At 61.3% G+C, this 11,056-nt stretch carries 10 protein-coding genes; 6 read left to right on the forward strand and 4 right to left on the reverse strand.

Annotated elements, in window-relative coordinates; genetic code table 11:
* Positions 1-83: 83 nt before the first annotated feature.
* A complete protein-coding gene (locus ACW9HW_RS25835; RefSeq protein WP_095193689.1) occupies positions 84-971 on the reverse strand; it encodes a LysR family transcriptional regulator in 888 nt (295 codons plus the stop codon).
* Positions 972-1,085: 114 nt separating this feature from the next.
* On the opposite strand from ACW9HW_RS25835, the gene ACW9HW_RS25840 reads away from it, so the two are divergent.
* Positions 1,086-1,754, forward strand: a complete 669-nt coding sequence (locus ACW9HW_RS25840) for an MOSC domain-containing protein (RefSeq protein WP_457402113.1) — start codon at positions 1,086-1,088, stop codon at positions 1,752-1,754.
* A 111-nt stretch (positions 1,755-1,865) separates the two neighbouring features.
* Here the strand turns inward: ACW9HW_RS25840 and ACW9HW_RS25845 are convergent, their stop codons facing one another.
* Positions 1,866-2,525, reverse strand: a complete 660-nt coding sequence (locus ACW9HW_RS25845; protein WP_457402125.1) for a tetratricopeptide repeat protein — start codon at positions 2,523-2,525, stop codon at positions 1,866-1,868.
* A gap of 299 nt (positions 2,526-2,824) precedes the next feature.
* On the opposite strand from ACW9HW_RS25845, the gene ACW9HW_RS25850 reads away from it, so the two are divergent.
* The 3 genes from ACW9HW_RS25850 to ACW9HW_RS25860 all read left to right on the forward strand — a co-directional run bounded on the left by ACW9HW_RS25850 (position 2,825) and on the right by ACW9HW_RS25860 (position 5,923).
* Complete coding sequence (locus tag ACW9HW_RS25850) at positions 2,825-4,342, forward strand: CoA-acylating methylmalonate-semialdehyde dehydrogenase (protein ID WP_095195121.1); 1,518 nt, start codon at positions 2,825-2,827, stop codon at positions 4,340-4,342.
* 111 nt (positions 4,343-4,453) lie between these two features.
* A complete protein-coding gene (locus ACW9HW_RS25855; protein WP_457402115.1) occupies positions 4,454-4,843 on the forward strand; it encodes a tautomerase family protein in 390 nt (129 codons plus the stop codon).
* Between the two features lie 30 nt (positions 4,844-4,873).
* Positions 4,874-5,923, forward strand: a complete 1,050-nt coding sequence (locus tag ACW9HW_RS25860; RefSeq protein ID WP_457402117.1) for an NAD(P)H-dependent flavin oxidoreductase — start codon at positions 4,874-4,876, stop codon at positions 5,921-5,923.
* 110 nt (positions 5,924-6,033) lie between these two features.
* Here the strand turns inward: ACW9HW_RS25860 and ACW9HW_RS25865 are convergent, their stop codons facing one another.
* Complete coding sequence (locus ACW9HW_RS25865; RefSeq protein WP_457402119.1) at positions 6,034-6,915, reverse strand: alpha/beta fold hydrolase; 882 nt, start codon at positions 6,913-6,915, stop codon at positions 6,034-6,036.
* A gap of 129 nt (positions 6,916-7,044) precedes the next feature.
* On the opposite strand from ACW9HW_RS25865, the gene ACW9HW_RS25870 reads away from it, so the two are divergent.
* Positions 7,045-7,623 (forward strand): CGNR zinc finger domain-containing protein, encoded by a 579-nt coding sequence (locus tag ACW9HW_RS25870; protein WP_457402121.1) that lies wholly within the window; start codon positions 7,045-7,047, stop codon positions 7,621-7,623.
* 52 nt (positions 7,624-7,675) lie between these two features.
* Here ACW9HW_RS25870 and ACW9HW_RS25875 read toward each other — a convergent pair whose 3' ends face one another.
* Positions 7,676-10,135, reverse strand: a complete 2,460-nt coding sequence (locus tag ACW9HW_RS25875) for a TonB-dependent siderophore receptor (RefSeq protein ID WP_457402123.1) — start codon at positions 10,133-10,135, stop codon at positions 7,676-7,678.
* A 278-nt stretch (positions 10,136-10,413) separates the two neighbouring features.
* Here ACW9HW_RS25875 and ACW9HW_RS25880 point away from each other — a divergent pair, with 278 nt between their 5' ends.
* The gene (locus ACW9HW_RS25880; RefSeq protein ID WP_095195116.1) at positions 10,414-10,878 is read left to right on the forward strand and encodes a cupin domain-containing protein; all 465 of its coding nucleotides are present in this window, start codon (positions 10,414-10,416) and stop codon (positions 10,876-10,878) included.
* Positions 10,879-11,056 lie beyond the last annotated feature (178 nt).

Genomic DNA, 11,056 nt, shown 5'->3' on the forward strand with positions numbered 1-11,056 from the left:
GGCGGCGGCACATTCAGCATTGATGTTGACTGACCCGACGCTTTCGCGAGCAGGCTCGCTCCCACAGGGGTTGCCGGTGTAGTTCAAGCCACCGCCGGCCGCGTAATCTGCTGCTGCGCCAATCCAATGAACGCACTCATCGCCGAGGTGATCATCGAGTCGTTGCGACGGATGAACACGGTCGAGACGTTGGCGAATTCCGGCGGCAGCGTGTGCCAGCGAATGGCATGGCGCACGCTGCAGTTTTCCGCGATGGCCTTGGGTAGCAGGGTCACGCCCATGCCCGCCGCGACGCACGACAGGATGCCGTCGAGGGTACCCAGTTCCATGATCTGATTAGGCACCAGCCCGACCTGGTAGAACCAGTTTTCCAGGGTCGAGCGATAGAAGCAGCCCGTGCGGAACACCAGCACCGTTTGCTGAGGCATCTTATCCATCAGCGCCGGCAGCGATTCGAACTGGTTACTGCTCACCAGCACCAGTTCTTCGCAAAACACTTCTTCCTGGGCCAGTGCCGAATTCTGGTGGAAGCCGCCAACGAAGGCGCCGTCCAGTCGATGGGCTTCAATCGCCTTGATCAGTTCGACCGTGGTGCCGGTCAGCAATGACAGCTGCACCTCGGGATATTGCTCGCGGTACTTGGTCAGCACTTGCGGCAAGCGGATGGCGGCGGTGGTTTCCATCGAGCCCAGCCGCAGCAGACCCGTCGGGCTGCCGGTGTCCATCAAGGCGCTGCGGCTCTCGTCGGTCAGCTGCAGGATGCGCCGCGCATAACCGAGGAAGGTCTCGCCCGCCGATGTCAGCACGACCCCGGACTTCTTGCGGATGAACAGCTCGCGATTGAGTTCGGCTTCCAGCTCTTTCACGCGCATGGTCACGTTGGACTGCACCGTGTTTACCTGCAACGCCGCGGCGGTGAAGCTGCCCAGCTCGGCCACGGCGCAGAAAATCTTCAGTTGGCGCATTTCCATGATCGTCACCATCTATCTCTAAAAGTGATTATGGCTATATTTAACGATCACTTTACGGCTGTCGACAGGGGTTAGTAAAGTGGCCCAAACCGAATAATGAGCGCCGTTCGACTGATGACACTGACTACGAAAATCGACCACGTCTTCGCCGGCGGCCTGGGGGTGTTGCAGCCCGAGGGGCAACGCACGGGCATCTTCAAGCAGCGCCACGAAGGCCCCGTCCGCTTGGCACTGCACGGGATTGTCGGTGACCAGCATGGCGACACTCGGGTGCACGGCGGTCCGGAAAAGGCGGTGCATCAGTACGCCGCGCAGAACTATCACCGACTCGCAGAGGCCTTTGCCGACAGTGCCCCGCAACTGGTGGCGGGCAGCCTGGGCGAGAACATTTCGGCGGATGGTTTATCTGAATGCAACGTGCATATCGGCGATGTGTTCCAGGTCGGCAGCACGGTGTTGCAGGTGTCCCAGCCACGCAGCCCGTGCTGGAAGATCAACCACCGCTTTAATGCCGAGCACATGTCGATGTTCGTCGCCAGGGAGCGCATCACCGGTTGGTATTACCGCGTTGTTCAGCCGGGTTTCCTGCAAGCGGGGGACCGGATCGAACTGCTGGATCGGCACACCGAACGGTTTTCCATCGACCAGTTCTGGCAGGTGCAGTTGTCGCACCGGCCGCTGATCGACGACCTGCTGGCACTGGCGGCCACCCGTGGCCTGGCCGAAGACTGGAAGCGACGCCTGTCCGAGCGGGCGAAGTATCTTCAAAAGCGCGCTTCCTGACTCCGCTTAAATGCGGAATCAAACACGTCCATCTGTGGCGAGGGAGCTTGCTCCCGTCGGGCCGCGAAGCGGCCCCAAAAGATCGCAGCCTTCGGCAGCTCCTACAGGGTCTCAACCTTGTATCAAGTAGGCACCGAACGGAACCCGATCCCGTAGCTTCTTGCATTTGCGGGGTGGGGGTTGATGCCCGGGCGGGCGATCAGGGAACCAGATTCGACATTTACCTGGAGGCGGCCAATGGCCGCGAGGAATCTCAACCTCGTCATGCGCGGGCTCCGGGTTAACGGACGCCAATTGCAAACGCTCTTGCGCAACCTCTGCTTCCCGGCGCCTTTTAACCTCTTCCTCCAACCCCTGCTGTACCGCAACAAGGCGCTCGTCGGCAGTGGGTGGGCTGTTTGACCCCTGGGCCTTCTGCGCGGCCTGGATCAATTGGAGGTTGCGATTGCGCAACGCGGTGTTGTTGCCAACCCGTATGTTGGAGCGCGCCGCCAGCGCTTCAGCCTGCTGGTACTGTCCCTGCTGAAGACGCAGCACGCCGAGGTAATGCAGGGTCGCGGGATTGTTCGGCTGGATATGCAGCGCACGCTCCAGCGTGGCGGCGGCCTGGTCCAGGTGACCTTCAGCATACTGCTGCGAGGCGGATTCAATCAGGGTGGTTGATGCGTTGTTGCTTTGGGGGGTGGCTTTTCGCTCGGCTGCGAACGAGCCAGGCGACGCGGCAGCGTACAACGCCAGGAGGAGACCGGGCAGAACACTCTTGGTTGGCATCAGGGACGGACTCGGCTGGTTCAGGATGGCACTGTCACTCCACAGGCTTTCCATTGCCCTGCGTTCACGGATGAAGGCGCTCCTATCGACCTGACCTCCCCCTTGAAGTTCCCAGGCGACCGCTATCAGGCACCGCAAAACACTAGTTCATGATTTGTGATCCATAAGATCATTAATCATCATTTTACATGATCAAGCGTCCAACCTACCTTGGCTCTGCCAGACGCATCCACATCCGCCTGGCACTTTCCCGACAACAAAAAGAGATGGCTCTTATCCACCACCAGGGGACACCCGCCATGAGCAACCAGCCAGCAGACATCGCACACTACATTCACGGCCGCGCGACACCGGGCAATTCCGGTCGCGCGCAGAACGTCACCAACCCGGCCACCGGTGCGGTCACCGGCAAGGTGGCTTTGGCCAATGTCTCTGAAGTCGACGCAGCGGTGCAGTCGGCCGCGGCCGCGTTCCCGGCCTGGTCGGCGACGCCGCCACTGCGCCGCGCGCGCATCCTGTTCAAGTTCCTGGCGTTGCTCAACGAGCACCGCGATACCCTGGCGCAGATGATCACCCGCGAACACGGCAAGGTGTTCACCGATGCCCAGGGCGAAGTGACCCGCGGTATCGAAGTGGTCGAGTTCGCCTGCGGCATTCCGCAACTGCTCAAGGGTGACTACACCGAGCAGGTCTCGACCAATATCGACAACTGGACCCTGCGCCAGGCCCTGGGTGTGGTGGCCGGCATCACGCCGTTCAACTTCCCGGTGATGGTGCCAATGTGGATGTTCCCGGTGGCCATCGCCTGCGGTAATACCTTCGTGCTCAAGCCGAGCCCGATCGATCCGTCGCCCTCGCTGCTGATCGCCGAACTGTTCAAGGAGGCCGGGTTGCCCGACGGCGTATTCAACGTGGTGCAGGGCGACAAGGAAGCGGTGGATGCGCTGCTTGATCACCCGCAAGTCCAGGCCGTGAGCTTTGTCGGTTCGACGCCGATCGCCAACTACATCTACGAGACCGGTGCCCGCCACGGCAAGCGCGTGCAGGCGCTGGGCGGAGCGAAGAACCACATGGTGGTGATGCCCGACGCTGATATCGATCAGGTGGTCGACGCGTTGATCGGCGCGGCTTTCGGTTCCGCCGGCGAGCGTTGCATGGCGATTTCGGTGGCGGTGTTCGTCGGTGATGTCGCCGACAAGGTGATGCCGAAACTGGTGGAGCGTACCCGCACACTGAAGATCCTCGAGGGCATGAACCTGGCCGCCGAGATGGGCCCGATCGTTTCGCAAGTGGCCCACCAGCGCATCACCGGTTACATCGAACAAGGCATCGCCGAAGGCGCCGAGCTGCTGGTCGACGGCCGTGGCTTTGACGGCTCGCAGGCAGGCGCTGGTTGCGCCGAGGGCTTCTGGCTCGGTGGCACGGTGTTCGATCACGTCACCCCCGAAATGAAGATCTATAAGGAAGAAATCTTCGGTCCGGTGCTGGCGTGCATGCGGGTCAAGGATTTTGCCGAGGCGGTCGATCTGGTCAACTCCCATGAGTTCGGCAACGGCACCGCGTGCTACACCCGCGATGGTCACATCGCCCGGGAATTCGCCAGCCGCATCCAGGTGGGCATGGTCGGCATCAACGTGCCGATTCCGGTGCCGATGGCGTGGCACGGGTTCGGTGGCTGGAAGCGTTCGCTGTTCGGTGACATGCACGCCTATGGCGAAGAGGGTGTGCGTTTCTACACCAGGCAGAAGTCGATCATGCAGCGCTGGCCGAACAGCATTGCCAAGGGCGCCGAGTTCGCCATGCCGACTTCCAAATAAGCATTGTCGTTTTTCGGGTGGGGAGAGCGTGTTGGCGCGGGCTGGCACGCATTCCGTATTTCCCGGGGGGGCGAGCTCCTCGCTCCCGGTTTTTTACAGAGGTGAATCGTCATGCCATTGCTCAAGTTCGACATCATCCAGGGTCGCAGCGACGAACAACTCAAGGCCCTGCTGGATGGGACGCATCAGGCCATGGTCGAGGCTTTCGACGTGCCCGCCAGTGATCGTTACCAAAGCGTCACCCAGCACCGTCCGGGGGAGTTGATACTGCATGACACGGGGCTGGGGTACACCCGTTCGGGCAACGTGGTGTTGCTGACGATGATTTCCCGACCGCGTTCACAGGCACAGAAAATTGCGTTCTACCGCTTGTTGGCCGAGCGGCTGCAAACCGACTGCGATTTGTCCCCGGATGATCTGATCGTTTCGCTGGTAGAAAACACGGATGCCGACTGGTCGTTCGGTCGTGGTCGGGCGCAATTTCTGACCGGGGAGCTTTAGTTTTTTTACTCATCACATTCAGGTGCTGACATGTCCAATCCTCTGTTGTCCCTTCTGAACATCGAACTGCCGATCATCCAGTCGCCGATGGTGGGTGTCTCTACCCCCAAACTCGCGGCAGCGGTGTCCAACGCCGGCGGGCTCGGTTCCATCGGCATCGGCGCGAGCAACGTCGAACAGGCGCGGGCCATGTTGCGCGAGACGGCTGCACTGACGGACAAGCCCTTCAATGTGAACCTGTTCTGCCACGCGCCTGCGGTGCAGGACAGCGTGCGCGAAAGCCAATGGCTGAATTTCCTTGCGCCATTTTTTGCAGAATTCGACGCCGCTGCGCCAACGTCATTGCGAGAGATCTACACCTCGTTCGTTGAAGACGAAGGCATGTTGCAGATGCTGCTGGAAGAACAACCCGCCGTCGTCAGCTTCCATTTCGGTTTGCCGCCACAATCGGCCATCGATGCGCTCAAGGACGCCGGCATCGTCCTGCTGTGTTCCGTGACCAGCCTGGCTGAAGCGCAACAGGCAGAACGTGCCGGTGTGCATGCGCTGGTGGCACAAGGTTACGAAGCCGGAGGACATCGAGGCGTGTTCGATCCGCAACAGGACAGCGAGATGGGTACCTTCGCCCTGGTGCGCGTGCTGGCCGATGCCTGCCGGCTGCCGGTGATCGCGGCGGGCGGCATCATGGACGGCGCCGGCATCAAGGCCGCCCTGCAACTGGGCGCAGGCGCCGCACAGTTGGGCACGGCGTTCATTCTGTGCCCCGAATCCTCCGCCAGCGCTGCCTATCGCGAAGCCCTGAAAGGCCCGCGCGCGCATCGGACCCAGGTCACCAGCGTTATCTCCGGTCGTCCTGCCCGGGGTATGGTCAATCGTAACTTCACCAGCCTTGAGGCCAATGCCCCGGCGTTGCCCGACTATCCGATCGCCTACGACGCCAACAAAGCGCTGAACGCCGCCGCAGCGGCCAAGGCCGACAGCGAATTCGCCGTGCAATGGGCCGGGCAGGGCGCACCTCTGGCCCGGGAAATGCCGGCGGCGGCACTGGTGAATTTGCTCGCCGCCGAAATGAACGCCTGACACCAATCTCCTGTGGGAGCGAGCCTGCTCGCGAAGGTGGTCAACGATGACGCGGGAAGCCTGAATCACTCAGGCTATTCGCGAGCAGGCTCGCTCCCACCGTTGCCGGATCAGTCAATCGCCGTCCCCAACACCTCAACGATCCGCCGGGCAATGTGTTCGACGTGGGTCTCCAGCGCAAAGTGTCCGGTGTCCAGCAACTCGACAACCGCATTCGGATTGTCGCGCTTGAAAGCCTCGGCCCCCGGTGGAATGAAGAACGGATCGCCTTTACCCCAGATGGCCAACGTTGGCACCCGGGCATCACGGAAGAACTGCTGAAACGCCGGATACAGCTTCAGGTTGTACTGATAGTCATAGAACAGATCGAGCTGGATGTCCTTGTTCCCCGGGCGCTCCAGTAGCAGGGCATCGAGGTAATACGCCTCGGGAGCGATGGCGTCCGGGTTGCTCACGCCTTCCGCGTACTGCCAGCGGGTGCCTTCCAGATGCAGGATGGCATCCTTAATCACCTGGCGATTTTCGCTCGATGGATCAGCCCAGTACTGGCGGATCGGTGCCCAGGCCTCACCCAGACCTTCCAGGTAAGCATTGCCGTTCTGGGAAATGATCGCGCTGACCCGCTCAGGGTGAGCCAGTGCCAGACGCAGACCTGTCGGCGCACCGTAATCGAAGACGTACAGGGCGTAACGCTTGAGATCGAGCGCATCGACGAACGCCTCAAGGGTATTGCCGATGGCGTCGAAGGTGTAGACGTAGTCGCGCTCGGCCGGAACCTCGGTGAAGCCGAACCCCGGCAGATCCGGCGCAATCAGGCGGTATTTGTCGGCCAGCAGCGGGATCAGGTCGCGGAACTGATGGGACGAACTGGGGAAACCGTGCAACAGCAGCAACACCGGTGCATCCGCCGCGCCGGCTTCGCGATAGAAAACCCGGACACCGTCGGCTTCGACGAATTTGTAGGCAACGCGGGTAGGTTGGGGCGATGACATGGCTGGCACTCCTGTAACTGATTAAATGTGATTATTACGGTTACTGAGCTTTATTGTGCACAGCTTTTGTAACTGGTCAAATTAATTTTATAGGTTACAATTGCTGCATTGATGCCCGGGATGAATTCCATGACTGTCACCGACGTAATGCCTGATCTGCCTTCACCCTTTGTCCTGGCCGATCATTCGGCGCTGGACTTGTTGAACACGCAGATGATGGTCGAAGGGCAAAAACGCGACCTTCTGCAGAACGACGCGCAGGCCGCCCAATGGCTGGAGCAGACCGGCTTGGGCCTGGGTGTGGAAACTGGCGACGGTCGCTTGCTCGGTGAACTGCGGGCGCTGCGCGAAAGCATCGAAAGCCTGATCGTTGCCCGTCGCGAAAACCGTTCGGCGGATCCGGCGGCGCTGAACAGGTTCCTGCTCGGCGCTGTGCCTCAGCTGGTGTGGCAGCAGCCCGGATCGCCCGAGCTGGATCGCTTCCATCAACCGGACTTGATGAGCCAGCAGCTGAGCAGGCTGGCCTACGCCGCCGCCGAGTTGCTGGCCGAAGGCGATTTCAACCTGGTGCGTAAATGCGAAAGCGCGGAGTGTTCACTGATGTTTTATGACCGTACCAAAGCCCATAAACGGCGCTGGTGCAGCATGGCGCTGTGCGGTAACCGGCATAAGGTTGCCGAGTTCCGCAAGCGTCGTCAGGGCGTGTGAACCGGCGACCGATCATGCCCGTGATCGGCCGCGGCGAGGGAGGGGATAACGCTTAAAAGTCCACGGTCGCCGACAATTTCAGCGTCCGGGGCTCACCCTGGGTCAGGTAGTTGTTGGCCGTCGAGGCCGAAGACCAGTACGCCTTGTTCGCCACGTTTTCGACGTTGGCGCGCAGGGTGATGTACTTGTCGTCGGCCTTGAAGCCATAGCGGGCGCCGAGGTCGACGCGGGTCCAGGCCGGGATGCTCAGGGTGTTGGACGCGTTCACGTATTCACCTCCGGTGCGCAACAGGCGCCCGTTGAGCGCTGCACCCTGAATGCCCGGAACGTCCCAGTCCGCGCCCAGGTTGTACTGGAAGCGCGGCACGCCGGCAGCACGATTGCCGTCATTGAGGCCGTTGGAGGTTTTCTTCTGTTCGGTGTCCATCCAGGTCGCCCCGGCCAGCACGCGCAAGCCATCCAGCGGTTCGCCGAACACGTTCAGTTCCACACCCTTGTTCACTTGCTCGCCGTCGACGCTGAAGGTTGGCAGACGCGCGCCGGCCGCGGTCGAGGTCGAGCTGTTCGGCATCTCGATGCGGTACACGCCCAGCGTCGCGCCGAAACTGTTCCAGTCGAGCTTGACCCCGGCCTCTGTCTGTTTGCTGCGGTTGGGGGCGAACACTTCGCCGGGGTTGGTGACCCCGGTGGTCGGCGCGGTCGGGCCTTGTTGCAGGCCTTCGATGCGGTTGGCGTAGAACGACACATGCTCCCACGGTTTGATGACCAGGCCGTAGACCGGCGTGGTGATTGACTCTTCGTAATTGGCAGTGCGCGCGCCGCTGGTGGTGTTCCACGCATCGGCTTCGAGGGTCTGGCGGCGCACGCCGAGGGTCAGCAACACGCGATCATCAATGAAGCCCAGGGTGTCGGAAACAGCGGCGCTCTTGACCCGGGTTTTGCCGACGATGCGCGGGTCATGGATATCGCTGCCGAAATAGGTATTGGTCGGGCGCGGCACTTGCACCGGGTTGTACAGGTTGCCGTTCGGGCGGTTGGCCACCAGGATCGCTTCGAACGCCGAGCGCTGTTCGCCCCAGGTGCCGGACAAGCCGAAGTTCATCTGGTGCGTGACCGGGCCGGTAGTGAAGTGGCCGTTCACCCCGGCGATCGCGCTTTTGTTGTCTTCGTCATGGGGCGAATAGAGAAAGCCGACCTTACCGCTGCCGTCGTTGCCGACATACAGCGAGGAATACTGACCGTTTTCCCGGGTGTGCTTGGCGCCACCACCGGCGTAAGCAGTCCAGTTGTCGTTGAGGTCGTACTCGGCGTTGACCATCCCGTAGGTGTCTTCCAGCTCCGACCAGGTCCAGTCCTGGGCGTAGTTGTCCTTGGCCGACGGCGCATGCGGGACCTTGGTGCCGTTGGGATAGACCACGGAACGACCATTGTTGATGCGCTGTTTCTGATAGCCCAGGTCGGTGGAGACCCGCAGGCGTTCGCCGCGATAATCCAGGCCGACGGCGACCAGTTGCGAGTGTTCGGATTCATCATCGACGGCGGTGTCGCCACCGTGATTGGCGAGGTTGACCCGGGCGCCGAAACGGTTGTCTTCGCCAAAGCGCTGACCGAGGTCGATGTGCCCGCCGACCTGGCTGTCACTGGCGTAGTCCAGGGTTACGCTGCGGGTCGGGGTGTCCTGGGCGCGTTTGGGTACCAGGTTGACGCTGCCGCCAATGCCGCTGCCGGACGGTGCCACACCATTGATGAAAGCGTTCGGGCCCTTGAACAGCTCGACCCGCTCCAGCGCCTCGGTGGTGATGATCTGCCTTGGCAACACGCCGTACAGGCCATTGAACGAAATGTCGTCGGTGGTCAGCGGCAACCCGCGAATGGTGAACACCTGTGAGAAGTTGCCGAAGCCGGCGGACTGGCGCACCGAGGCATCGTTGAGCAGCACATCGCCCACGGTGCGCGCCTGCTGATCCTCGATGGTCTTGGCGGTGTAGCTGACCACGCTGAACGGCACGTCATTGATGTCGCGATTGCCCAATACCCCCAGGCGCGCCGACCGCGCCACCTGGCCGCCGGCATAGGTATCGGCCGCTGCGGTGTTCACGCCGTTCACCGTGGTCGCACCCAGCTCCAATGCCGCGCCGCTGTCGACCTGCGGTGCCACCGTGTAGCTGTCGGCACCGGTGTTGATCAGCGAATACCCGCTGCCCTGCAACAACCGGGCGAAACCCGACTGCACACTGTAGTTGCCTTGCAGACCGGCGCTTTGTTGATCATTGAGCAGGTTGGCATCGAACGACAGCAGCACCCCCGATTGTGCCGCGAATTGCGCCAACACACTGGCCAAAGAACCCGCGCCGATGGCGTAGCTGCGCGTGGCCGCGCTTTGCGTGGTGTCGGCAGCCAGGGCACTGTGAACCGGACCCATGGCGGTCAGCGCGATGGCCAGGCTCAAAGCGCTCAAGGGGAGGCGGGCGGGACGGACGCTGGAAAGGTACTGCGGCGATCTGGATGTCATGCGGCATGCCTGTGGATGCAAAGGAAAAATGAGAATTCCCCTACACACCGAACGACAGCGAAAAAGGTATCAGCGAAAAGCAGAAATAATGTCAGGCGACGAACCGGGCCTGTGTATCTGAACGTATCTCCTTTGCCGACAGCTACTTGCGCATACAAAAACAGGCCCTGCGCGACACGAACGCGATACACGGCGACCGCGTAATGGAGCTGCCCACAACGGCACTGCCCACAAAGCACCCCGCGCGCTTTTTACCCCGCGCTCATTGGAGAACTGCGATGTCCCGAAATAACAAGTCCAAAACCGCCACCTTGCTCGGCGCTGCCTTCGTCGCCGCGACACTGACCGCGTTCGCCGGCCTGTCCCAGGCCCAGGAAACCAAACCAGCCGCCAACGCCGGCCAGGCCCCTGCCAAGAGTTGGCAGACAGGCATCAGCCGTACCGACCTGGTGCGCCGCGATCTTGATGTAGAAGGCCGTGAAGTCATTCAGGTGCGGGTCGATTTCGAACCGGGCGTCGTATCGCCGAAACACTCGCACCCTGGCGTTGAAGTGGCCTATGTGATTGAAGGGACGTTCGAGTACGAACTCGAAGGTCAGCCAAACGTCATCCTCAAGGCGGGCGAATCCCTGTACATCCCGGCCGGCACCGCCCATGTCGCGAAGAACATCGGCAAGGAAAAGGCTTCGGAACTGGCGACCTACATCGTCAAGAAAGATACGCCGCTGCTGATCCTGAAGTAGTAAGTTCCTGTCGCACATGAACCCACCTGAATCGTCCGATTCAGGTGGGTTGGTGTACATATCCGTTTCTTCGGTGATCAAAAGCCCAAGCGAACATCCAATTGTGGGAGCGAGCCTGCTCGCGAAGGCGATTTATCAATCAACATTGATGTCGACTGAAACGCCCCCCTCTCGAGCA

It is taken from the genome of Pseudomonas sp. SDO5532_S415 (genome assembly GCF_054071155.1).